The sequence below is a fragment of the Hyalangium versicolor genome (assembly GCF_020103695.1).
Lineage (GTDB): Bacteria > Myxococcota > Myxococcia > Myxococcales > Myxococcaceae > Hyalangium > Hyalangium versicolor.
This window is the reverse complement of record NZ_JAHXBF010000001.1, coordinates 904,347-928,218: the sequence shown is the minus strand read 5'-3', so window position 1 is coordinate 928,218 and position 23,872 is coordinate 904,347. Positions and strand designations below refer to the sequence as shown.

Annotated in this window: 19 protein-coding genes; 7 read left to right on the top strand and 12 right to left on the bottom strand. The window is 67.5% G+C overall.

All coding sequences use genetic code 11. The features are described from left to right. The first annotated feature begins 36 nt into the window (after nucleotides 1–36). On the top strand, nucleotides 37–654 hold the full coding sequence (locus KY501_RS03335) for a metallophosphatase domain-containing protein (RefSeq protein ID WP_224361015.1): 618 nt from the start codon (nucleotides 37–39) through the stop codon (nucleotides 652–654). A gap of 126 nt (nucleotides 655–780) precedes the next feature. Here KY501_RS03335 and KY501_RS03330 read toward each other — a convergent pair whose 3' ends face one another. The 11 genes from KY501_RS03330 to hisG form a co-directional block, all read right to left on the bottom strand. Continuing rightward, nucleotides 781–1,287 (bottom strand): MarR family winged helix-turn-helix transcriptional regulator, encoded by a 507-nt coding sequence (locus KY501_RS03330; RefSeq protein ID WP_224361014.1) that lies wholly within the window; start codon nucleotides 1,285–1,287, stop codon nucleotides 781–783. 134 nt (nucleotides 1,288–1,421) lie between these two features. Continuing rightward, nucleotides 1,422–2,147, bottom strand: a complete 726-nt coding sequence (locus tag KY501_RS03325; protein ID WP_224361013.1) for a polysaccharide deacetylase family protein — start codon at nucleotides 2,145–2,147, stop codon at nucleotides 1,422–1,424. Between the two features lie 121 nt (nucleotides 2,148–2,268). Further along, nucleotides 2,269–2,886 carry a bifunctional phosphoribosyl-AMP cyclohydrolase/phosphoribosyl-ATP diphosphatase HisIE gene (hisIE, locus tag KY501_RS03320; protein WP_224361012.1) on the bottom strand — a complete coding sequence of 206 codons (618 nt, stop codon included), beginning with the start codon at nucleotides 2,884–2,886 and terminating at the stop codon, nucleotides 2,269–2,271. Next, on the bottom strand, nucleotides 2,886–3,668 hold the full coding sequence (hisN, locus tag KY501_RS03315; protein ID WP_224361011.1) for a histidinol-phosphatase: 783 nt from the start codon (nucleotides 3,666–3,668) through the stop codon (nucleotides 2,886–2,888). Before hisN ends, hisIE begins: the two co-directional genes overlap by 1 nt. Beyond that, on the bottom strand, nucleotides 3,665–4,426 hold the full coding sequence (hisF, locus tag KY501_RS03310; RefSeq protein ID WP_224361010.1) for an imidazole glycerol phosphate synthase subunit HisF: 762 nt from the start codon (nucleotides 4,424–4,426) through the stop codon (nucleotides 3,665–3,667). Before hisF ends, hisN begins: the two co-directional genes overlap by 4 nt. Then, complete coding sequence (locus KY501_RS03305; RefSeq protein WP_224361009.1) at nucleotides 4,426–4,962, bottom strand: imidazoleglycerol-phosphate dehydratase; 537 nt, start codon at nucleotides 4,960–4,962, stop codon at nucleotides 4,426–4,428. Before KY501_RS03305 ends, hisF begins: the two co-directional genes overlap by 1 nt. Further along, nucleotides 4,959–5,672 (bottom strand): 1-(5-phosphoribosyl)-5-[(5-phosphoribosylamino)methylideneamino]imidazole-4-carboxamide isomerase, encoded by a 714-nt coding sequence (locus tag KY501_RS03300; RefSeq protein WP_224361008.1) that lies wholly within the window; start codon nucleotides 5,670–5,672, stop codon nucleotides 4,959–4,961. The genes KY501_RS03305 and KY501_RS03300 overlap by 4 nt, the downstream gene beginning before the upstream one ends. Continuing rightward, on the bottom strand, nucleotides 5,669–6,262 hold the full coding sequence (gene hisH / locus KY501_RS03295) for an imidazole glycerol phosphate synthase subunit HisH (RefSeq protein ID WP_224361007.1): 594 nt from the start codon (nucleotides 6,260–6,262) through the stop codon (nucleotides 5,669–5,671). Before hisH ends, KY501_RS03300 begins: the two co-directional genes overlap by 4 nt. Continuing rightward, nucleotides 6,259–7,296 (bottom strand): pyridoxal phosphate-dependent aminotransferase, encoded by a 1,038-nt coding sequence (locus tag KY501_RS03290; protein WP_224361006.1) that lies wholly within the window; start codon nucleotides 7,294–7,296, stop codon nucleotides 6,259–6,261. The genes hisH and KY501_RS03290 overlap by 4 nt, the downstream gene beginning before the upstream one ends. Continuing rightward, nucleotides 7,293–8,594 (bottom strand): histidinol dehydrogenase, encoded by a 1,302-nt coding sequence (gene hisD, locus KY501_RS03285; protein ID WP_224361005.1) that lies wholly within the window; start codon nucleotides 8,592–8,594, stop codon nucleotides 7,293–7,295. Before hisD ends, KY501_RS03290 begins: the two co-directional genes overlap by 4 nt. Beyond that, nucleotides 8,591–9,448 (bottom strand): ATP phosphoribosyltransferase, encoded by an 858-nt coding sequence (gene hisG, locus KY501_RS03280; RefSeq protein ID WP_224361004.1) that lies wholly within the window; start codon nucleotides 9,446–9,448, stop codon nucleotides 8,591–8,593. Before hisG ends, hisD begins: the two co-directional genes overlap by 4 nt. 316 nt (nucleotides 9,449–9,764) lie before the next feature. On the opposite strand from hisG, the gene KY501_RS03275 reads away from it, so the two are divergent. The 4 genes from KY501_RS03275 (at nucleotide 9,765) to KY501_RS03260 (ending at nucleotide 20,247) form a co-directional block, all read left to right on the top strand. After that, complete coding sequence (locus KY501_RS03275; RefSeq protein ID WP_309242942.1) at nucleotides 9,765–10,709, top strand: trypsin-like serine protease; 945 nt, start codon at nucleotides 9,765–9,767, stop codon at nucleotides 10,707–10,709. A gap of 47 nt (nucleotides 10,710–10,756) precedes the next feature. After that, entirely contained in the window at nucleotides 10,757–11,641 is an 885-nt protein-coding gene (locus tag KY501_RS03270) for a S1 family peptidase (RefSeq protein ID WP_224361003.1), read from the top strand. A gap of 65 nt (nucleotides 11,642–11,706) precedes the next feature. Continuing rightward, on the top strand, nucleotides 11,707–18,282 hold the full coding sequence (locus tag KY501_RS03265) for a pentapeptide repeat-containing protein (RefSeq protein ID WP_224361002.1): 6,576 nt from the start codon (nucleotides 11,707–11,709) through the stop codon (nucleotides 18,280–18,282). 9 nt (nucleotides 18,283–18,291) lie between these two features. Further along, nucleotides 18,292–20,247: a metallophosphoesterase family protein gene (locus tag KY501_RS03260; protein WP_224361001.1), complete on the top strand. Its 1,956-nt coding sequence runs from the start codon at nucleotides 18,292–18,294 to the stop codon at nucleotides 20,245–20,247. A 24-nt stretch (nucleotides 20,248–20,271) separates the two neighbouring features. Here KY501_RS03260 and KY501_RS03255 read toward each other — a convergent pair whose 3' ends face one another. After that, nucleotides 20,272–21,240, bottom strand: a complete 969-nt coding sequence (locus tag KY501_RS03255) for an Rpn family recombination-promoting nuclease/putative transposase (protein ID WP_224361000.1) — start codon at nucleotides 21,238–21,240, stop codon at nucleotides 20,272–20,274. Between the two features lie 83 nt (nucleotides 21,241–21,323). Here KY501_RS03255 and thiO point away from each other — a divergent pair, with 83 nt between their 5' ends. Together thiO and KY501_RS03245 are read left to right on the top strand one after the other, a co-directional pair. Further along, a complete protein-coding gene (gene thiO / locus KY501_RS03250) occupies nucleotides 21,324–22,442 on the top strand; it encodes a glycine oxidase ThiO (protein WP_224360999.1) in 1,119 nt (372 codons plus the stop codon). 108 nt (nucleotides 22,443–22,550) lie between these two features. Further along, nucleotides 22,551–23,756: an HD domain-containing phosphohydrolase gene (locus KY501_RS03245; protein ID WP_224360998.1), complete on the top strand. Its 1,206-nt coding sequence runs from the start codon at nucleotides 22,551–22,553 to the stop codon at nucleotides 23,754–23,756. Nucleotides 23,757–23,872: the final 116 nt, after the last annotated feature.

Here is a 23,872-nt window from a genome sequence, read left to right as displayed (position 1 = left end):
CTCCCGCGCCTTGGCGCTCACAGGTATCCTCGAGGGATGCTGACCCTTGTCGCCATGGCGGACACCCACGGCTACCACGACGACCTCACCGTCCCCGAGGGAGACATCCTCATCCACGCGGGAGATCTCACACGGGGAGGGAGCCTTGAGGAGATGGCCGAGGTGAACGCGTTCCTCGCCCGCCTTCCCCACCGGCACAAGATCGTCGTGGCCGGCAACCATGACTGGTGCTTCCAGGAGACCCCGGCCGAGGCACGCGCCGTTCTCACAGCCGCTACCTACCTGGAGGACGAGGCCGTCATCATCGAGGGCCTGAAGTTCTACGGCAGTCCGTGGCAGCCCTGGTTCCTGGACTGGGCCTTCAACCTGCCCCGAGGCCCGGAGCTGGCGCGGCGCTGGGCGAAGATTCCCCAGGACACGGACATCCTCATCACCCACGGCCCGCCCCTGGGCTTCGGGGATCGCGTGGCAGGAGAGCGCGTCGGCTGCGAGGATCTGCTGACCCGCGTCCAACAGGTCCGGCCGAAGCTGCATCTGTTCGGGCACATCCACGAGGACGGTGGCGTCTGGACGGAAGGACCGACGACCTTCGCCAATGTCACCTCGGACGAAGGGATGCGCGCGGTGCAGGTGCTGCGCTTCCCTCTGGCTTGAGTGACGATCGTCTGCGTTCCCGAAAAACGGCCCGCGCCACCGGAGCAAGCGCTCCAAGGTCCACCTGCCCCGGTGGCGCGGCCGTAGATCCTGGGGGCTACAGCCCCAAGTCCCATCAGGCAACGACTAGCTATCAGAAGCTGACAGGGTCAGGGACTCCGAGTCAACCTGTTGGGTCGCCTGCCCGAGTGCTTCCACCCACCGCTCGAGCAGATCCATGAGCGCGCTGCGATCTTCCCCCGGCAGCGGGAGCAGCAGCTTCGCCATGCGCTCCTGGACGATACCATCCACCTGCTCGGATAGAGCACGACCCTTGTCGGTGAGGCGTACACTCACGTGGCGCCGATCATGGCGCATGATCTTCACTCGAGCAACCAGCTCCATCTCCTCCAAACGGTCGACCAGGCGGGACATGCGAGGCATCGCGATCCCACCCAGCCGCTCGGCCAGAAGGTTGATGGTGAGGAATCCCTCCGCACGCAGCCACCAGAGCGCCTCGAAATGAAGGGGCTCGATGTCCCCTTCGACCGGGGCGGCCAGCGGGCTGGAGAAGATCCCCCGGCGGCCTACATCGATCAAGAGATGACGAAAGCGGGCCACCTGAACTCTCACCTCTTCCGACAGGTCGGACATCCGGCAAACCTCCCTCAGAGCCCCTCGTACTGGCCTCGTGAGGAGGTCCAGCCTGTCTTCAGGGGTCACTGTCAGCCACAACGTCCCGCAAATCGAGGCATATCGCCGGGCTTTCGGTGAAAGGAGGGGTAACCTTACAGGTCAGGTGCCGGGTTTGTACCCAAGGCGAGCAGTTCGGACACGGTGACGAACCGGTAGCCCTGGGCCTTCAGGCTCTGGAGGATCCGGTCCGTGGCTTCGAGGGTGCCCGGCTTCGCGGCCCACCCGTCGTGCAGGAGGATGATGGAGCCCGGCCGGGCGGCCTCGAGGATCCGCGAGGTGATGAGCGCCGCATCCTGCGTGGCGTGATCGTCCGGCACGACGTCGAAGAGGATGTCCTTGCGGTGCTCGCGAGCCAGCAGCCAGGGCAGGACGAACAGCTTCTTGCCGAACGGGGCTCGGAAGAGGATCTCGCCGCGCACGCCGGCCTCTCGCAGCAGGGCATCCGTGCGGGAGATCTCCTCCTGGACGAACGAGGGCGAGCGGAAGACGAGCCGGGTGTGAGAATAGGAGTGGTTGCCCAACTGGTGCCCCTCGGCGGCCACCCGCGCCGCGAGCTCCCGGTGAGCCTCAATGTTGCGCCCCACCATGAAGAAGGTGGCCTTCACCTGATGGCGCGCGAGCAGTTCCAGCACCGCGGGAGTGTTGGCCGGGCTGGGCCCATCATCGAAGGTGAGCGCCACCATCTTCTGCTGCGTCTCGACGCGCGCGTACAACTCGCCGAACACCTGGAAGCTTCGCGCCTTCGAGAGCTGATACAGGCCGGCCAGCACCGCCAGCACGGCCAGGACTCCTCCGACAACCCATCGTCTCCAGTTCATGCGGGCGCGCCCTGCAGGAACCGCACCTGTGCGCAAGCCCTTGAAAAGAGGATGCACAGGCTCATGGCGCCGAAAGCGGCGTGGCCGCTGCGCCGCGCGCTCCGTGGCTCACACCGCCCGTTCAGCCCTTGACGGGCCCCGCCGCGCGCCGAGCGAGCACATCCTTGACGTCATCCAGGGTGATGCCCAGCGGACGGACGGCCACGAGCAGGTGGTAGAGCACGTCGGCCGCTTCCTCCACGGCGCGGGCCTTGTCTCCATCAGCGCATGCGGTCACCAGCTCCGCGGCCTCCTCACCGATCTTCTTGAGGCGCAGGTTCCGATCCTCCAGCAACCGCCGGGTGTAGCTGGGCTTCTGGCCGGGCTCGGGCGGCTTCGCGGCGCGCTCGGAGATCGTCGCATCCAGCGCCACCAGGGCATCCAGCCGGCCGGGGCCGAAGCAGGTCTCCTCACCGGTGTGACACGCGGGGCCTGCTTTCTCCACCCGTGCGAGCACCGCGTCCCCATCACAGTCGGCGGTGAGGGACACCACCTTCTGCACGTTGCCGCTGGTGGCACCCTTGTGCCAGAGCCCCCGGGTCCGCGAGCGGTAGTGCATCTCACCGGTGGCGAGGGTGCGCTCCAGGGCCTCGAGGTCCGCATGGGCCACCATGAGCAGATCGCCCGAGCGAGCGTCCTGCGTCACCACCGTCACCAGCCCGTTTCCCTTGGTGAAGTCCAGCTTGGAGAGATCCAGCATCACTTCCTCGTGTTGGCGCCGAGCAGCTCGCGCACCTGGGTCGCGAGCGCCGCGTTGGTCGCAATGCCATTGCCGCCGAACGAGGTGCGCACTCCCGTCCAGTCGGTGAACACCCCACCCGCCTCCTCGATGATGGGTTGCAGCGCGGCGGCGTCCCAGGGCGAGAGGAACTCGTCCACCATCACTTCGGCGCGGCCCGTGGCCACCAGGAGGTAGCCGTAGCAGTCGCCCCAGGTGCGATCCATGTGAGCCTTGGCCGCCAACGCCCGCCAGGCCTGGCCGCGCTCTGGGGACTGGATGAAGCGCTCATCCGTGGAGAGCACCACGGCCTTGGACAGCTCAGACACGGAAGACACCTGGGTCCGCTTGTCGTTCCAGTAGCAACCTGCGCCCGGAGAGGCCACGAGCAGATCTCCCACGGCCGGGAAGTACGCAGCGCCCGCGAGGATGCGCTCACCCTCGGCCACCGCGACGAGCGTGCCCCAGAGCGGAACTCCGCGGATGAACGTCTTGGTGCCGTCGATGGGATCGAGGATCCAGCGGCGCTTCGCCTCCTTGCGCGTCTCGCCGAACTCCTCGCCGAGGATGCCGTCCTGGGGGAAGCGGGCCTCGATCCACTCGCGCGCTGTCTTCTCGGAGGTGCGGTCCGCCACCGTCACCGGCGTACCGTCTCCCTTGATGTCCACGGTGACGCCCTTGCGGAAGAAGTCGAGCGCCACATCCCCGGCCTTCCGAGCCACCTCGGCGGCCGCCTGCATCAAGCCCTGCGTTTCGGTCGTCATGCGACGCTCCTGATCCTCAGGCCGCTCGAGTGGAGCAGCGATTTGATCGCCCCAACGGTGGTGAGTCCATCGTGGAGGATGCCCGCCACGAGTGCCGCGTCCGCCCTGCCCTCCGTGAGCGCGGCCCGGACATGCTCCGCGTTCCCCGCCCCACCCGAAGCGATGACCGGGACGTCCACCGCCTCGGCGACGGCCCGTGTCAGGTCCAGGTCATACCCCGAACGGGCCCCATCGCGATCGATGCTCGTGAGGAGGATCTCGCCCGCGCCGCGTTTCACACACTCACGGGCCCAGGCGACGGCCTCGAGGTCCGTGGGAGTCTTGCCGCCCCGCGTGTAGACGCGCCATCCGGCTCCCTCGCGCCGGGCGTCGATGCTGGCCACCACGCACTGAGCGCCGAAGCGGTCCGCGCAGGCCGTGAGCAGCTCGGGGTTCGACACCGCAGAGGAGTTGATGCTCACCTTGTCCGCGCCGGCCCGGAGCGCCCGGCCCACGTCGTCCACCGTGCGCACGCCTCCGCCCACGGTGAGGGGAATGAAGAGGCGCTCGGCGGTGCGCTGGACGACGTCCCAGAGCGTCTCGCGCTCCTCGGAGCTGGCGGAGATGTCCAGGAAGGTGATCTCGTCGGCGCCCTCGGCCTCGTAGCGCAGGGCCAGGGCAACCGGATCGCCCACGTCTCGAAGGCCCTCGAACTGGACGCCCTTCACCACCCGGCCGCCCTTCATGTCCAGGCAGACGATCAATCGGCGCGTGAGCATCACTTCACCTCCAAGGCAACCGAACCCTTGGTGCTGAACACCGTCCCCGAGTCCACCAGCGCATCCCGCAGGGCGAGGCCCACGGCCTTGAAGGCGGCCTCGGTGAGGTGGTGGCTGTCCCGGCCGCGGAGGATACGGATGTGGAGCGTCACCTTGGCGTGCTCGCAGAAGGAGCGCATCCAGTGGTCGTACAGCCGGTTGCGCAATGGGCCGCGGTAGTAGAAGCGTCCGCAGGTGTCGATGGCGGCATGCACGAGCGCGTCATCCATGGGGATGGTGCGCTCGCCATAGCGCGCGGCGGTGGGCGGGATGACCTGATAGACGGCCGTGCCCACGGCGATGGCCACATCCTCCATGATGTGGTGCCGGAGATCTCCGCGAGCGTGGAGCTCGAGATCCAACCCCGCATACTTCGCGAAGGTGCCCAGCATGTGGTCGAAGAACTTGAGGCCGGTATCCACCTTGGCCACGCCCTGACCGCGCTTCAGCTCGACGCGGATCTGGGTCTCCTTTGTCTCTCGAGTCACGACAGTCATGCGAACTCCCGTGCGACCGAGGCCGCGTCGAGCTTTCCGGTGTAGAGCGCCATGCCGATGACGGCGCCGTGGGCCCCGGCCTCCGCCAGGGCCCGGAGATCCTCCAGGGTCGTCACGCCCCCCGAGGCGTAGATGCGATGCCGACTGCTCCGCACCACCTCCTGCATCAGCGGCAGGTCCACGCCTCCCATCTGGCCCTCCTTGTGGACGGCGGTGACGAGCAATCCTCCGAGAGGCAGCGGCTCCAGCACCGAGAGCACGTCGGAGACATCCCGAGCACTCCCGGCTGTCCAGCCACGAGTCACCACCTCACGGCCCTTCACGTCCGCAGCCACCACGACCTTGCCGGGGAATCGGAGGGCGACATCGGAGAGCCACGCGGTGTCTTCGATGGCCCGCGTGCCCACGACGACGAACGAGGCCCCGCTGGCAAGCACTGCCTCTACCCGGGCCGTGTCGCGGACTCCGCCACCCACGGTGAAGGTGAGGCCCGGCTCGTAGGTGAGCAGCCGGGAGATGACCTCCAGGTTGGAGCCCTTTCCGAGCGCCGCGTCCAGGTCCACGACATGGAACGTCTTGAAGCCCAGGCCGCGCCACTTCTTCAGCGCATCGAGCGGATCATTCACGCGCACGCGCTCGGCATCGTAGGAGCCACCCACGAGCTGCACGCACGCGCCCTCGCGCAGATCGATGGCGGGGATGGCGATCATGGCGATACCTCCCGGAGGAACGCCTGCACGAAGCGCACGCCCGCCGCGGAGCTCTTCTCCGGGTGGAACTGCACCCCGAGCACCTTCCCGCGCCGCACGGAGGCAGGGAAGCGATCCTCCTCGTGCTGCGTCCAGCCGACGACCACTCCGGGCTCCTCGGCGCGGCAGACGAAGCTGTGGGCGTAGTAGACGGTGTCCAGCGGAGAGCCGGGCACCGCGGCATCCTCCTCGACGGAGTTCCAGCCGATGTGCGGCACATGCCTGGCGCGCAGCCGCGTTACCCGGCCCTTGAAGATACCGAGCCCGCGGCCCTCCCCTTCGTCACTGCCCTCGAAGAGCAGCTGCATGCCCAGGCAGATACCGATGCACGGGAGCCCCAGCTCCAGGGCCTGACGCATCTGCTCCCGGCCGGGCTCCAGCCGCGCCGCGGCGGCACCGAACGCACCGACTCCGGGCAGGACGAGCACGTCCGTGTCCAGCGCCTTCACTGGGTCCGTCTGCACTCGCACCTCGGCACGCGTCTCCGTGGCGAGCGCCTTGGCCAGCGAGTGGATGTTTCCCGCGCCGTAGTCGAACAGGGTGACTCTCATCGCAGTGACTCCCGCAGCGCCTGGAGCGCCGTCTCCATCATGGGCCAGGGTCCACAGGCAATCCGGAGCGCATCCCCCACTCCGGTCAGCCCCTGGAACGCACGCACGTTCACGTCCCGCTCTCGCATCCGCGCGGCCACCTGGGGCGCACCGGGCAGCGGGACGAGGAGGAAGTTGCCCTCGGAGGGCAGCGGTTGAAACCCGAGCGCCTTGAACTCCTCCACCAGGCGCTTGCGGCTCTCCTTGATCTCCTCGGCCCGTTCCTTCACCCAGGAGAGGCCCTCGGTGAGCGCGGCGATGGCGACACGCTCGGAGACGCCTGTGTGCTTGTACGGCCCGCGTGCCTTCTCCACCTCCGCCACCAGTTCTGGGCGGCCCACGGCGTAGCCCACGCGCAGGCCAGCCAAGCCGAACGCCTTGGAGAGAGTGCGCGTCACGAGGACATTGGGGCGTGAGCGAACCAGATCGACGACGCTTTCCCTGGCGAACTCCGTATAGGCCTCGTCGACAAGGACGATGCCCGGAGCCGCATCCACCAGCCGTTCGAGCCCGGCCCGGGAGACCACTGTGCCCGTGGGGTTGTTGGGCGAGCAGACGTAGATGAGCCGTGCGCCCGTGGCGAGCAGACCATCCACGTCGATATCGAAGTCCGGCCGCAACCGCACGGGGACGAACTGGAGGCCGTTCACCTTCGCGAAGTAGGCCAGCATCGAGAAGGAGGGGTCCGGGACGGCGATACGTTCGCCCGGCTCCAGGAAGGCCCGGAGGGTACAGTCGATGAGATCATCCGAGCCGCAGCCCGTGGTGATCCACGAGGCATCGAAGCCGGTATAGGAGGCCAGCGTCTTCTTGAGCTCCGGCGCATAGGTCTGCGGGTAACGAGAGACGACGGAGGTGGAGACCTCACGCAGGACGCGCTCGGCGGCCGGGGGCATGCCGAAGAGGTTGGTGTTGTCACTGAGGTCCACGCGGCAGTGCACGCTCGGGGGCGAGTAGAGCGAGATGCCCTCGTAGGAGGGGCGACGGGGGATCATGACTCCCTCCAGGCACGGGCGGCCTCGGCGTGGGCGAAGAGCCCCTCGCTGTCGGCGAGCAGACCCACGTCCTCCGCGAGCCGGGCCGCCGCCGCATGATCCACACGCTGGTAGGTGGTCCACCGATAGAAGTCGAGCACCGAGAGCCCCGAGTATGCATGACCGAGGCCCGCGGTAGGCAGGACGTGATTGGCGCCCGTCATGTAGTCCCCGAAGGCGACGGAGGTGCGCTCTCCAAGGAAGACAGTGCCGCAGTTACGAACGCGAGCCAGGTGCTCCTGAGCCATCGCCGTGGCGATGAGCAGGTGCTCGGGAGCGAACTCCGAGACGAAGGGCCAGGCCTCGTCCAGCGAGTCCACGCTGAGCACTGCGCCGCGCTCGCGCAGGGCCGTGGTAACGATCTCCCGGCGTTTGGCCTGTCCTGCCGCCCACTCCACCGCCGCGGCGATGGTTTCAGCCACTGTGACGCTCACCGCGACGGTGACGCAGCAAGCGTCCGGATCGTGCTCGGCCTGAGCGAGCATCTCACGCGCCACAGCCTCGGGATCCGCTGACCTGTCCGCGACGACGAGGATCTCGCTGGGGCCGGCGGGAGCATCGATGGCCACGGCATCCACCACCTGGAGCTTGGCGGCAGCAACGTAGGCATTGCCAGGACCGACGATGCGATCCACGCGAGGCACGCTCTGGGTGCCGTAAGCCAGGGCGGCCACTGCCCCCGCGCCACCGAGGGCGAAGACACGATCCGCTCCCGCCAGAGCCGCTGCGGCAAGCACTCCCGCCGCAGGCAGCCCATCCGGCCCCGGAGGCGAGCAGACGATGACCTCTCCGACTCCGGCCACCTTGGCAGGGACGACGCCCATGAGCACGCTGCTGGGGTACACGGCCCGGCCGCCCGGAGCATAGACACCGACGCGCCCGAGCGGATCCGGACGCCGGCCCACGACGATGCCGGGCTCGGTCTCGACCTCGGTGGCATGGGGGCGCTGAGCCTCGTGTGCCTTGGCGATGTTGCGAGCGGCGCGCTCGAAGGCGTGGCGGACCTTGGGATCCAGCGAGGCGAGCGCCTCGACCCACCGAGCCCGAGGCACCTCGAGCGACGACAGCGTGGCGCGGTCGAACTCGCGAGCCATCTCCAGGAGTGCGCGGTCTCCGTCTCGCCGGACGCGGGCGATGATGTCCCGGACGCGGGCAGCGACCTGGGCGTCCGACGCTCCCGAGCGATCCAGGAGGCGGCGCCGGTCCTCGGGAGTCAGGGCGGAGAGAGGACCTCGATACTTCAGGGCTCCGGAGCTCACGGCATCAACCTCTCGATGCGAGTGACGAGGATCCCTTCGCAGCCAATGGCCTTGAGGGCATTGATGGTGCGGTAGATGGTCTTCGAGGGGACGACCGCATGCACGGCGACGTAATCACCGCCGTTCATGATGTCCACCACGGTGGGGCCATTGAGGCCAGGGAGCACATCGCGAACCTGGGGGAGCACCTTCCTGGGGACGTTGGCCATGAGGTAGCGCTTGCCACGGGCGGCCAGCACCGAGCCCAGGGCCTGCTTCAACTCCTCCAGCTTGCGAGCGGCCTCGGCATCGTTGTTCTTGCAGGCCACGAGGCGGGCGCTGGACTCCAGGACGGTGACGACCTCGCGCAGGCCGTTCATCTTGAGCGTGGAGCCGGTGGAGGTCAGATCCACGACAATGTCCGCGATGCCCAGGTGGGGAGCGATCTCCGCGGCGCCGGACACGGGCACGACGACGATCTGTTGCCCGCGCTTCGTGAAGAACTCCTGGGTGAGCCGAGGGAAGCAGGAGGCCACGCGCATCCCATCCTTCACTCCGTCAGCGGAGGTGATGCCACTCTCCTCGCGAGCTGCCACCACGAGCCGGCACCGGCCGAACTCCAGATCCATGAGCAGTTCCAGCTCACGGCCGCTCTCATTGACGAGATCCCAGCCCGTCACACCGGCGTGCGCCGCGCCATCGGCGACGAACTCGGGAATGTCCTGGGCACGAACGAAAATGGCCTCGAACTCGCCACCGAGGGAGGCAGTGAGTGCTCGCTCGCCTCGGACCCGGACTTCGAGCCCGGCATCATTGAACAGCTCGCGAACCTCGTCGGAGAGGCGGCCTTTGTTGGGGAGGGCGATCTTGAGCATCGGGAGGCATCCAGAGGGTTGTAAGGAGGTGAAAGCTGGAACGAAAAAAGCCCGTCCTGGGGGGGACGGGCTTTCGGTCACTGCGGCAGGGCCGGGAGGATGAGGCGTCTCAGACGTTCATCCAGGCATGCGCGCGGCGAGCGGTCCCGTCGGGGCCGAGCCGATGATGCGCATGATGATGATGGATGGAGCAGAGACGCACGGCTCTATGAGTAACGGAAAGCGGGCCTGCGCGTCAACACATCCGCCCTTTTCGCCTCTGCTATAACGCCACTGTGGCCAGGTCTCGGCGGTTCCAGGCGAGTTGGCGCTTGCCATGACATTGCGTCTCCTACTCTGTCGCGCCTTGCTACTGGCCATGGTGCTGAGCGGCTGCAAGAACCGCTCAGCCGAGCCCACGTCGCCCGTGACTGTCGTCACTGATACCGATGCAGGTGCGCTCCCAGCGGAAGGGCCTCTCCCTATCAAGACGAGCTGGCTCCAGTACGCAGGGACGCTCGACGTGACGAATCGCTATTCGGCCACGGTCACCGTCGCAACAGATGACCCCCTGAGGGCCGGCGTGAACGGCCATTGCAGCGGGCTGCTCATCAGCCCACGACTTGTACTGACCGCAGGGCACTGCGTATGCCCTCCCCATGACTCCACCCTCGGAGGTCCCGAGGGCCGCAAGACCATCGACGGATCTTCCTGTGCGAGCAGGCCCACCGTCACGACCGTCTCCTATGCTCCACCGAAGCAAGGCCCTGGACGTGTCCCCGCGAGCGTGAGCCAGGCCTACGAAGGAGTCGAGGTCCGGACTCACCCCGAGTTCAAGGTTCTTCTAGACGCACAGGGGCACGTGGAGACCGCCCATGCGGATCTGGCAATCATCCTCCTGAATGAACCCGTGGAGGGCACGTGGCCCACCTTCGCCGTGGCGGACGCGGATGTTCAGCCTGGGAATGACGTCGTCATGGCCGGCTACACCTACGACAAGATCGTGGGGGGCATCTCCGGGCAGCGCCGCTTCACGAGCTACCGAGTCCAGGGTCTCATGCCCGTGGGGGATGACAGGGCTCTCTTCGAGCAACCAGAACGAGACCTCTACATCGGCGACAGTGGCGGGCCTTGCCTACGCGAGGAGGCGAACCGGACTGAACTCGTAGGGATTTCGAGTCGAGGGCTTGGGGACACCGCCACCTTCACCCGGACGTATCCCTACCGAAACTGGCTGGCCTCCGAACTCGAACGGGCCTCGCGGCTCCACTCCCCACCTTGAAGAACGCTTGGAGAAGCGACTCGAACTCGCATGGAGGTATGGCCCTGATGCCTACGCTTCGAACAGTGTCCTCCTTCCTGGGTCTGGTGCTTGTCTGCTGCGCCTGCGCAAGTACCACCCAGGACACGACTGAGCCCTCGCCCATCGGCGTCTCCGCCACCCCTCGCGACGAACGGCCTTATGTCGTTAGCGGCAGGAAAGACGCCGGGAATGTCTACCTGAGCACCGTCATGGTCGGCGCGAACAGTCCGAACGACGGAGGCTGCAGTGGGGTTCTCATCAGCCCTCGCCTCGTGCTCACCGCGGGCCACTGCGTGTGCCTGGAGCGTCCCCTGGACACTCCCGATGGCGGAGCCACGACCGTCATCGACGGAGTGGTCTGTTCCAAGGAAGCGACCGTCTTCACCAAGACCTACGGCAAGACCACGCGCATCGAGCCGCACGTGGGAATCCGGATCGAGCCTCACCCGGGCCTGAGACTCTTCTATCGAAGAGACGGAACCCTCGTGCGGGGGCAATCCGACCTCGCGATCATCCATCTGGAAGCCCCCATCACGAATATCCGCAGTGTCGCGTTGGCTCAGCGAGGAGTCAGGAGCGGCAGCGCCGTCGCGATCGTCGGCTTCGGCTACACGAACTTCACCAAGCAGGACTTCGGTGAACGGTATTATGGAAACACCACCATCAGCACGGTGAACGATGAGACCTTCAGCATTGAGGGGCCGGGAGTCCATGCCTATGCAGGAGACAGTGGCGGCCCCTGCCTGAGGTGGCCCGATGGGGCCACGGAGCCTGTGCTCGTAGGCATCACTCGTGGCGGTGGAGCGCCCGTCTATTCGAGATTCACGAGCACGACCATTCCCAACCATCGAGAGTGGATCGAGCGCGTCATCCGCGAAGCAGAGAAGCTCACCCATGAGGGGTCTCGTTAGAGAGGCAGTGTCCAGGAGTTAGCTGATAGAATCCAGCGTGGACCGCAGTTCCCGCCCCACGCCCCATGCCGCCTCGCGCATACACTCGCGTCGCCGTCGCCCAGCTCGCGTGCCAGCCCGCCATCGTCAAGGAGGGGCGCGCGCCTTTCGAGGATCCCCTGTTCGATCTGGCGCGCCCGGACGCTCTGCGCCCCGAAGGTCACGCCCCGGAAGAGCTGGAGAAACGCTTCCTGCAACTGCGCGAGCGCATCGCGCGCATCCACTTCGAGCAGTTGATGCTCAAGGTCCGGGCCATCCTCGCTCGGTGCCAGGAATGGGGTGTCCGGCTCATCGTCTTCCCCGAGTACAGCATCCCCTGGCAGGTGCTCGAGGAGCTGGCTCGCGCCGGAGGCGATCTGGTGATCGTGGCCGGAACCCACTCCGTGACACGCATGAGCATCCGCTCGGGCGTCTACCAGCGGTTGGGCGCACCTCAGCCTCCCCGCGCGGGCGAGTCCGTGTGCCCCGTCCTCTATCGAGGCCAGCTCCTCCACCTGCAGCCCAAGCTCTCCCGCGCCACGCCCGAGACCCAGATGGTCCCCGGCAAGCTCTGGCACCCCGTCGAGTTGCCCGAGGGACTGCCAGGGCCCATGGGAGTGCTCATCTGCCTCGACTTCCTGCACCGCGGGTCCGAGTCCCATCGAGACCTCGTGGCCCAGAAGCTGGAGCAGTGCCGCTTCCTGGCCGTGCCCAGCTACACGCCTGACTACACGGCGCAGGAGTTCACCTCACAGGCACTGATGGACGCCCGCAGGTACGGCCGGCCGGTGCTCTGGGCGGACGTCGCCACCTTCTCGGAGAAGCAAGAGGCTGGCGGGAGCTCCCTCCACGTGGATGAAGGACGGCCGGAGGACCTGCGTCGCTTCCCAGAGCAGGCGGGCTACCTGGAGCCAGGTGACGAGGGCGTCATCGTCGCGGACGTGGACCTCGGCTACGAGCGCGTCGGCAATTCCACCCGCTACGACCCGCAGCGCCCCATCGAGCCCTTCGCCGCGGCCAGCCTCGTCTATCCGGCCCGTCCCGCGGGGGAGCGTTACGCCCGCTGGCTCGACGACGCAGCTCCCTTGCTCGCCCGAGGCGACACGGAGGCCGCCGACACGCTCGCGGAGCGCATCACGCAATCCCGCACGCTGCTGCTGGACGCCGGAGCGAGCGGCAAGTCCCACCAGGCCCGCTTCCGCCGCCTGCTGGGCGATCTCGACAACCTCAACACCGTGGAGCAGATCCACCGCTATCTGCGCGAGATCGTCCTCCCTCCGGAGGCACTACCCCTCCCCAACCTCCGAGCCGTGCTGGCTGGCGCGGCGGAGGATGCGATCTTCGAGTGGGAGAAGGACTGGCGGGGGCATGGCCTGGGAGCGCTCGTGCAGCGACTGCACGCGGCGGCGAAGCCGGTGACGCCGCCCGCTCCAGGCGAGTGGTCCGAGGCGGGGCTCTCGGCCCTGGCCCACGTGCGTCAATCGGCGGGCCGCGACCCCGAGGGCTCCAAGCCCGCCCAGGCCCAGCCCGAGCCTCCCGTTCGCTGGGTGATCCCGGACAAGCTGGATCCCGCCGCGCTCGGAGAGATCCGGCACGGCGGCTTCGTCTTTCGCTTCAAGCCCCGGCCCGAGGACTTCCGAGCGGACAGAGACAGGCGCGCGCACAACCGGGACGAGGAGTACCAGCCCGATGCGGGCGATGAAGTCAGCCCGGGCCTGTTGCTCGCCGGCAAGGAGCTGTTCCTCCTCACCGTGGCGGAGTCCTCACACCCTACCGCCGTCGTGGCGGTCATGCAGGAGGACCATCACCAGGGCTCGCTCCTGCCCATCACCCACAAGGAGGAGCACTGGGAGCTCCTCGTCTGGGACCAGGACGGTTGGTGGCGAGACCACGGCGCCCAGGCCCTGCACTCCTTGAAGGAGAAGCTCCATCGGGTCGAGGTCCGCTCCACCTCCCGGCCCGAGTTGGTGAAGCGATTGGAGGCGCTGCTCCCTCGCTTCAAGGGAGCAGGCCCGCGCGCCCAGGCGCTGTTGACGCAGCGACTGTCCTCCGTGAACGACACCTTCGTGCAGCCCACCGTGCTCAGGAGTGAAGCAGCGCTGCCCGCGCTGGAGGCGCTCGATGCCTGGCTCGAATCCACGGACCAGACCGCCCTGGTGCTGGGCGACTATGGCTCCGGCAAGTCCACGACGCTGGCCCGGTGGTGCGCCACGCGGTGGGAGCGCAGTGACGCCCTGCTCCCCATTCTCTGCAACCTCGCCTCCGCGGCTCCGTCTCGGGACGCCCTGGGGCTGCTCCTCGACGCAGCGGACACTCCAGACACTCCGGCCAATCGCGCGGCCTTGCGGCTGCTCATCCACACCCGGCGCCTGCTCCCCGTCTTCGACGGTTTTGACGAGATGGCCATGCGCATGCGCACCACGGGCCTCGCCAGCCGGCTGTCGGAGCTGCTCGGCGTGGCAGAGGCAGGCGGGCGCGTGATGGTCTCCTCGCGCGAGCACTACTTTGAGTCCGAGTCCACGCTCCACTCCACCGTGACCCAGGCCCTGAATCAGGCGCTGGGAGCCTCCGCGGGCCTCACCCGCCTGACCTTCCTGCCCTTTGACGCATCCCAGGTGCGGGAGTTGATGACGGGGGTCCTCCCGTCCGCGCAAAAGGTGGAGCAGGCGCTCCAGCGGATTCACGACACCTATGATCTGATGGATCTGGTGACTCGGCCGCTGCTCCTCGGCATGGTGCTCGCGTCCCTGGAGCACATTGCCCCCACGGCGCGAGTAGCCCCCTCGGACATCTACGAGGCGTACCTCCGAGACTGGCTCCTGCAGACACCCGAGGATGGAGAATCGCTCACCCACGCCCAGAAGCAGGAGTTCGCCGAGGCCCTGGCGGAAGAGCTGTGGCGGCAGGGGACGACCTCCTGCTCCTGGGAGGAGCTCCGCAGGACGGTGCGCGAGCGCCTGCGCCAGCAACTCCCCGATCACCTCACACCCGCAGCCATCTTCCGGGACATCGAGGGCGGCGCCTTCTTCGTGCGTGAAGGAGAGGATCGATACCGGTTCGCACACAAGTCATTCCTCGAGTACTTCCTGGCCCGAGCTCTGGCGGAAACCCTCGAGGCCCAGCCAGCGCGAGCCTTGGACACGCGTCCACTCACCCGCGAGGTCGCCGCGTTCCTCGGAGAGATCCTGCGCCGCAGGACCGGCGATGCCTTGGAGAGCCCTGCCGTGCGCGCCCTCCGAAGCCTGCTCCAAAGTGGGAGGGCCGCGGGCGACGCCTCCTACATCATGGTGGTGGCCGCCAATGCCCTCCGGCTCCTGCATGGGCTGGCGGTCTGGGCCCAGAACGGACGGCAGTGGATCCCCGAACAGGCCGACCTGCGAGGCGTGGATCTGACGGGAGAGGATCTGCGAGGCGCGCATCTGCGAGCCGCACGGCTCATGGGGGCCCGGCTCGCAGGCGCGGATCTCTCCAGGGCCGACTGCTCCGGCGCTGACCTCACTCACGCGGTGCTCGCGGGAGCGCGTCTGGACGAAACCTCCCTGCGAGGAGCCCGCGCGGCGGAGGCAGACTTCACCCAGGCCGAGGCCACGGGCTGCGATACGCGAGAGGCGGCGCTCACGCGCGCGGTGCTGAACCAGGTCGCGTGGTTAAATGGACGATGGGAGGGAAGCAACACCGCTGGCGCGGAGGTGACTGCAGCCCTGATGGCTCCGGCTCCCCCCACGGAAGGACGGAAGCTCGCGATCCGGTTCTTGCGGACAAGCACCACTGCTGGCCGCCAGTGGGGACCGCTCCGCTCTGTGTCGTTCTCCTCAGACGGTCGGCGCTTGGCCTCCGCAGGGGCCGACGGCACCGTGCGCCTGTGGGAGGCCGACTCCGGACGCGAGCTGCGCGCCCTGTCGGGACACTCCGCCAGTGTCAGGTCCGTGTCCTTCTCCCCGGACGGTCGGCACCTGGCGTCCGCAGGGGCCGACGGCACCGTGCGCCTGTGGGAGGCCGACTCCGGACGCGAGCTGCGCGCCCTGTTGGGACACTCCATCAGGGTCTTGTCCGTGTCCTTCTCCCCGGACGGTCGGCGCCTGGCCTCCGCGGGGGAAGACGGCACCGTGCGCCTGTGGGAGGCCGACTCCGGACGCGAGCTGCGCGCCCTGTTGGGACACTCCGACTGGGTCAGGTCCGTGTCCTTCTCCCCGGACGGTCGGCGCTTGGCCTCCGCAGGGGAAGACGGCACCGTGCGCCTGTGGGAGGCCGACTCCGGACGCGAACTGCGCGTCCTGTCCGGGCACTCCGCCAGTGTCTGGTCCGTGTCCTTCTCCCCGGACAGCGGGCGCCTGGCCTCCGCGGGGGAAGACGGCACCGTGCGCCTGTGGGAGGCCGACTCCGGACGCGAACTGCGCGTCCTGTCCGGGCACTCCGCCAGTGTCTGGTCCGTGTCCTTCTCCCCGGACGGCGGGCGCCTGGCCTCCGCAGGGGGAGACGGCACGGTGCGCCTGCGGGAGGCCGACTCTGGACGCGAGCTGCGCGTCCTGTCGGGACACTCCGGCTGGGTCTTGTCCGTGTCCTTCTCCCCGGACGGTCGGCGCCTGGCCTCCGCAGGGGAAGACAGCACCGTGCGCCTGTGGGAGGCCGACTCCGGACGCGAGCTGCGCTCTTTGTCGGAACAGTCCGCCAGTGTCAGGTCCGTGTCCTTCTCCCCGGACGGTGGGCGCCTCGTCTCCGCAGGGGGAGACGGCACCGTACGCCTGTGGGAGGCCGACTCTGGACGCGAGCTTCGCTCTTTGTCGGGACACTCCGCCAAGGTCTGGTCCGTGTCCTTCTCCCCAGACGGTGGGCGCTTGGCCTCCGCGGGGGAAGACGGCACCGTACGCCTGTGGGAGGCCGACTCCGGACGCGAACTGCGCGCCCTGTCGGGACACTCCAACAGTGTCGGATCTGTGTCGTTCTCCCCGGACGGTCGGCGCCTGGCCTCCGCGGGGGGAGACGGCACCGTGCGCCTGTGGGAGGCCGACTCCGGACGCGAGCTGCGCGCCCTGTCGGGGCACTCCGCCAGTGTCAGGTCCGTGTCCTTCTCCCCGGACGGTCGGCGCCTGGCCTCCGCGGGGGACGACGACACGGTGCGCCTGTGGGAGGCCGACTCCGGACGCGAACTGCGCACCCTGTCCGGGCACTCCGACAGGGTCAGGTCCGTGTCCTTCTCTCCGGACGGTCGGCGCCTGGCCTCCGCAGGGGACGACGGCTTGTGTATCTGGAGCTCCATGGAGGAGCGGCCCCTCGCGAGGATCCAGACGGCAGGCACCAGCTCCATGGTCGCGACGCCAAGCGGCTACTGCCTCTTCAACGGAGACCCTGCACAGCACAGGTTGTCCCTGTCCCGTCCCGAACGGCCTACGACGCTCCTCTTTCTTCCACTTAGCAATGCGCTGCGCTCCGTTCTCCACAAGCCAGACAAGGTGAAGGCAGCGCTAAGGGGAGAACCCGTCGACCCCAGCGAGATGGCCATGGAGTTGGAGTCACTGGGTTGGGCAGGCGGCGAAGCCTGGGACGGTCAGATCCGACACCTCCCGGAAGCCGCTTCCAACCTCACGAACATCTCTCCTGCCGAGTCCCTCCCGTCCTCGCCGTTCCGCCCCGGCTCGGCCTTACAGGACTCCGGACTCCTCATGGGGCGCTCTGCTTCCGTGCGCGAACTCCTCGCGCTCGTGAACGGCCGTAGCCCGGCCATCCTCCTCGGCCCCCGTCGCGCTGGAAAGACGTGGATGCTGGAGCACATGCAAACTCGTCTTACCCCACGGTACACGGTCCGCTACGAGTCGCTCCAAGGCCGACCGCCCCGCACCGCTGACGACCTGGCACGGCTGCTTGAGCCGGAACTCACTAACGCCACTCCCAGCAACTACTCACCCAGCGCCGAGTTGCTACGCAAGCTGAACAAGCGCGCCCAGGATGGTGGCGGTCCCAAAGCACAACCCCACACACCGGAGCGCGTCTACCTGCTGGATGAGGCCGGCGCCCTGGTGCAAGGCGATGAGACGCTCTTCCCCTGGCTCCGAGAGCTCGGGCAGCGAGGTGCCGCGCTGGTGTTCGCAGGCTCGAAGTGGGACTGGAAGAAGGTGATCCTCCGAGCCACGGAGGTCTGCCCGGGCTCCTCCTTCGGCAACGACTTCACGCCGGTCATCCTCGACGCGATCCCTCCCGAAGAGGCCCAGCGATTCCTCACCCAAACGGTCCCTGGCCTCATCCCGGAGCACGTGGCGGCCTGGGTGCTGGAGCTGTGCGGCGCATGGCCTTTCTACCTCCAGGTCATGGGACATGCGTTGTTCTTCGCGGACGCCGATGGCAACCGCAAACCTTTCAACGACAAGACCGCGCTCGCGGAGCTGTACGATCAGCGCCTCCTGGTCGAGCGCTCCGCCGTCTTTGAGGATCGCCTCCGGGAGCTTCCCGAGCCTGTCCAGAAGCTCCTGTTCACCCATCGCGCTCAGAGGCCAGAGTTCCGCTCGCTCGCGCCCGAGGAACGCCAGTTGCTCATCGCCACCGGGCTCTGCACCGATGCGGGCCGGTGGCTGTCCGATCGCCCCTTCTTCGAGTGGATCCGCCGGCGGGCCGACGTCCTGGAGAGCTGAGGAACGAGCATGGGAACCTACGACGCCCGGCGTGACTTCGGCACGGCCCCCACGGCTCGCGACTACGGAGAGCTGTTGCAGCAGGTGCGCCGTCCCCCATCAGCGGGAGTGCTCTGGCTGGTGCTCGCGCCCCGTCGCTACGGCAAGACCTGGACGCTCAAGGCCCTGGAGTCCCGGCTGGGCGACTCGGCCTGCTACCTGGATCTGCGCCTCGCACTCGACAGAGAGGACTGGAGGGCCGGAGCGAGAATCGAGCAGGGAGGCCACTGGCTCCTGGACGAGATCTCGGGCCTCGTGGGTAAGGGCACAGCGCCTCAAGATCTCGCTTCCTCCCAGGACTTCCTGACCCGCTGCGAGAAGTTGAAGCGCGCGAAGACCAGCATCGTCCTCGCGCTGACGCCGCGAGAGATCGAGCACCTGCGGCACGCGGACAAGGACGGTGACTACCTCTCCCCCAAATCGATCCTCACGCTCTCGCCCCTCAGCCCCAAGGAAGTCGGGGAGGTAGCGCGAACCACCGAGGCCCGAGCTCTGCTGACCACCGTGCCCCCCTCGTGGCGACGCACGCCCTTCCTCCTGGAGCTGCTCTTCGAAGTGGACGAGAAGGCGCGAGCCGAGGGCGAGCCCCTAGGGAAATACCTCATCCCGCAAGCCCTCGACGTCTCCGAAGGGGGCTCCCCCCACCGCTACTTCCACGATGTCTTTTGGGACGCTCTCACGGAGGAGCATCGGGAGGTGCTGCGCTCCATCGCGAGGAGTGAGCCCGTGGACGCCCATGTCTGCCAGCCACTGCGCCAGGCTGGGCTCGTGGAGAAGGATCCCACCCATGGGCGCCTGAGGCTGACCGACCCCGTGCTGGCGGAGCGCCTCTCGCTCGTGCGCATCCACCACATCTCGGACGTTCACTTCGGCCCGAACACAGCCCAGGGCTTCGACGACAAGGAGGGAGGCCCCCTGGCCAAGGCCACGAACCCCGGCTCCGTGCGGGACGGGTATCTGTCCCACGTCGAAGGGCTCCACGCGACGGACAAGGCCCCCCACCTGCTCATCGTCTCAGGCGATCTGACCGAGCGAGCGACCTCGGCCCAATTCGAGGAGGCCCGACTCTGGCTGGAGCAGATCGAGAAGATCCTGGCGCCCCATCCGCTGCTCGGAGATTCCACCCGCCGCGTCCTGCTGGTGGGTGGCAACCACGATGTCGACTGGAGCCAGGCGAAACCGAACGGAGACGAGCGCGCTCGCCACGAGACCTTTGCGAAGGTCTTCAAGGATTACGTGCATCCCCACCTGGAAACTCCGCCGGAGACACGAGACTTCAAGCCGGTAAAATGGAAGGAGTTTGGGCTCACCATCCTTCTCATGGGCACCAGCGAACTGGGGGGACAGGTCCAGGAAGAGGTAGAGCAAAGGGCCCGCGTCTATGAGCTGTCGAAGCTCTCCGCCGCCGCTTCACCCGAGGAGCGTGACAAGGCTGAGACGGCCGCGATCCAGGCGGCGCGCATCGATCCCGGGCTGGTGCACCATCGAGTGCTGAAGTGCGTGAGCACGCACAAGTGGGAGGACTCGCTCTCCGTACGGATCGCCGTCCTGCACCATCCGCTCTCACCGTTGCCCTCCACGGAGGTTACGCGCTACGCGGGGCTGCTCAACGCAGGAGCGGTGAAGCAGGTGCTGCTGGAGAAGGGCTTCTGTCTGGCACTGTGCGGCCACGTCCATGCAGGGTGGTTTGCCGAGGAGCGCTGGCACGAGCGCACCGTCCGCACGCTGCGTATCGCGGCGGCCCCGTCTCTCGGGAGCAGCTCCATTGCGGAAAACAATGGCTTCAATGTCGTGGAGATCCTGCGCGAACTCAACCGCGAGGGCCGCGCGACGTACCAACTCCAGGTCCGACGCTTCGTCCGCAAAGGCGAGCGAAGCTGGGAGCAGCACTCCGACCAGATGGGCCCCTTCTCTCCAGGCTCATGAACACACCTCCAGGAGATTCGCGCCTCACGCTCCAGAGCCATCGGTCGAGTTGTCCCGCAGAGCCTCGGGAGCACTTGCGGCCGTCAGGGCCTGATCGAGCCAGCGCTCCAGGGTTCCCAGGTCCATACAGCTCTCCAGCAGTGCCTCTTGCTGGGGCTCAAGAGACAACCCGCGCTTCTGGAGGACCTTGCGAATGGAGGTACGCAAGGCTCGCCTGCCCGCCTCCTGGCCCTCCTCCATGCCTTCCAATCTCCCCCGCTGGTGCCCCTGCTTCTCCGCCAGCGACAGGGCGCCCCGCTCGTCCTGAATGGCCATGCCCGCGCGCAAATAGGTCTCCCACTCCTCCTCGGTGAATCCCGCGGCCCTGGCTGCCTCCAACGCGTCCCGGAAAGGCCTCTCCGCCAAGACCTCCGGTACCATCTGGAGGCTTGGTGCCTCACGGAAGAAGTAGGCCCACTTCTCCACCGCCGTCACGGGTGGCCGATGGGCGTCGTACTTCGGAAGCTCCAGGAAAACGAACTGCAGGTGCCCCAGGCCTCGAGCCCCCATGTGCTGCTCCTGCATGCGCCAGCGGCTCAGCATGGGCACGTGAGCGCCCTCCACTCTCGGCCACAACTCGAAGTCGCAGATCGTCACCCCCACCACGTCATCGAGTTCTGGATAGGGGCGACCTGCATCCAACTGGGAGGTATAGGCCTTGGCCACGTTATAGATGACGCGCTTCTCGAAGCCCTCGACGTTCAGCACCTGCATCTCGACCACATAGTGGGTGCCGCGTGCATCCACGCACTTCACATCCACGATCGAGTTCTTCAAGCCCTGCACCGCGGGCCGCTGCTCCGGCGTGAGCAGATGCACCTCAACCACCCGGTGGGCATCGTCCAACTCCAGCAAGCCGTTGAGCAGGGCGATGAGCAGGGGCTTGTGCTCCTCGGTACCAAAGATTTTCTTGAAGGCGAAGTCCGTCTTCGGGTCCGCGAACAGAGGGCGCATGCTCCCTCTTATGTAGCGCGCCCGAAGGGATATGTCCCGAGGGCGCTTGCAATCGCCCCCAAGAGGAAGCACAAGCGGCCGCCATGAGTCTCCCGGACGTCATCATCGTGGGTGGAGGCGTGATGGGCTGCAGCCTCGCCCTCCGGCTGCGCCAGGCCGGTGCCAAGGTCACCGTGCTGGAGCGCTCCATCCCCGGCGCAGAAGCCTCCAGCGCCGCCGCTGGCATCCTCGCCCCTCAAATGGAGGCGGATGGCCCCGGCCCCTTCCTCGATCTCTGCCTGCGCAGCCGCGCGCTCTACGGTGCTCTCGCCACCGAGTTGCGTGAACTCACCGGCGTGGACATCGGCTACCTGCCCTGCGGCGTCCTCAAGGCCGCGTTCACCGAAGACCAGGTCCATCACCTGGACGCCATCGCCGCCTGGCAGCGGGCCATTGGCCTGCGCGCGGAGTTCCTCGACGGAAAACAGGCTCGCGAACTCGAACCGCAGCTCTCCCCCCAAGCCCTGGCCGCCGTGCACTTCCCGGACGATCACCAGGTCGACAACCGGCTCCTCGTCCGAGCCCTCTCCATGGCCGTGGCGCGCGTGGGCGCCACCTTCCGCAGTGGCTACGTGCGAGGCATCGTCGAAGAACGCGGCCGCGCCGTGGGCGTCGACCTGGACGGCGATCTCCTCCGAGCCGACGCCATCGTCGTCGCCGCCGGCTCCTGGTCCGGCCTCGTCCAGGGCACCGCCATGAGTCCCCAGGTGGTGCGCCCCGCCCGCGGGCAGATGCTCCAGTTCCAGACGCGCCTGCCCGTCACCTCGCGCATCCTCACCTCCGAGAAGGGCTACCTCGTCCCTCGGACCGATGGACGCCTGATCGCCGGCAGCACCATGGAGTTCGCCGGCTTCGACAAGCAGGTGACCGCTGAGGGAGTCTCCCGAATCCTCGCCATGGCCCTGGAGCTGTGCCCGGCGCTCGGGCAGGCCGCGCTCACCGAGATGTGGGCAGGCTTCCGCCCCTACACCGAAGATCGCCTGCCCATCCTGGGACCCGGCCCCCTGCCCGGCCTCTTCCTGGCCACCGGTCACTTCCGCAACGGCATCCTCCTCACGCCTATCACCGCGAAACTGCTCACACAGTGCATCCTCGGAGAGCGCCCCTCGGTGGATCTCTCCCCCTTCCGCTACGATCGGTTCACTGCCCGTCCACAAGCCTGAAGCAACCTGTTGAATCCCGGATAGGAGGGCAACCGAGAAAGCAGGGAAGGTGGTAAGTTCTCGTACCCATTGGCGATCGAAACCCGGAAACCTCTAGAATCCCCCATCGTGGAAGCCATTCCCCCCGCCCCTCCTCGCATCCTCATCGTCGACGACGACGACTCCGTCCGCGACGTCATCTCCGTCCTCCTCACGGAGGAGGGCTACAACTGCGTGGTTGCCAGCGGCGCCGAGCAGGCCCTGGACATCGCCACGGAGGCCGAAACTCCCCTCGTCATCAGTGACATGAAGATGCCGGGCAAGGACGGCCTGTGGCTGCTGGAGAACCTCCGCGAGCGTCACCCGGATACCTCCGTCATCATGCTCACGGGCTACGGCGACACCGAGTCCGCCGTGGACTGCCTGCGCCGCGGCGCGGTGGACTACCTGCTCAAGCCACCCAAGCTGACGGATCTCATCCGCGCCATCGAGCGCGCCCTGGCCAAGCGCCGCATCGAACTGGCCCGCAAGCGCTACCAGAAGAAGCTCGAGCGCAAGGTGCGCGACCGCACCGCGGAGCTGCGGCTGGCGCTCAAGGACATCGCGAACACGTACCAGAACACGCTGCTGGCGCTGGTGGCGGCGCTGGACGCGCGCGAGCACGAGACGTCGGACCACTCGCAGCGCGTGGTCAGCTACACGTCAGCGATCGCGCAGCGCATGGGCCTGGGCGGCAAGGAGCTGGAGGAGATCGGCCGCGGCGCGCTGCTGCACGACATCGGGAAGATCGGCGTGCCGGACGCGGTGCTGCTCAAGCCGGGCAAGCTGACGCCGGACGAGTGGCTGGAGATGCGCAAGCACCCGGACATCGGCTTCCAGATGATCCAGGCGATTCCCTTCCTGGACACGCCGGCGCAGATCGTCCTGTCGCACCAGGAGCGATGGGACGGCGCGGGCTATCCGCGCAACCTGCAGAAGAACGAGATCCACATCGGCGCGCGCATCTTCGCGGTGGCGGACACGCTGGACGCGATGACGAGCGATCGGCCGTACCGCAAGGGCACGACGTTCGCCAACGCGATCCTGGAGATCAAGCGCTGCGCCAACACGCAGTTCGATCCGGAAGTGGTCCGGGCGTTCCTGGACATCGGCGAGGAAGGCCTCATCCGCATCAAGAAGGAGATGGCGGAGCGCAAGCTGAAGCCGCCCGAGGTAGAGGCCCAGGCCCAGGAGGCCGAGGCGGAGCTGGAGAAGCTCACCGAAGACGACGACATGGAGCTCACGCCAGCTCCAACCCCACCTACCCCGCCCTTCCCGGGGAACAAGGTGGCCTGACCGGCTCGGGAGCAGCGAGCCGGCCGGGTCGTAAAACGCACGATTGGAGCGAAACCAGGCGTGCATCCCCGCGTCCTCAGGTCCATATTTCCTGCTGGCTCTCCATTGCCCCTCGA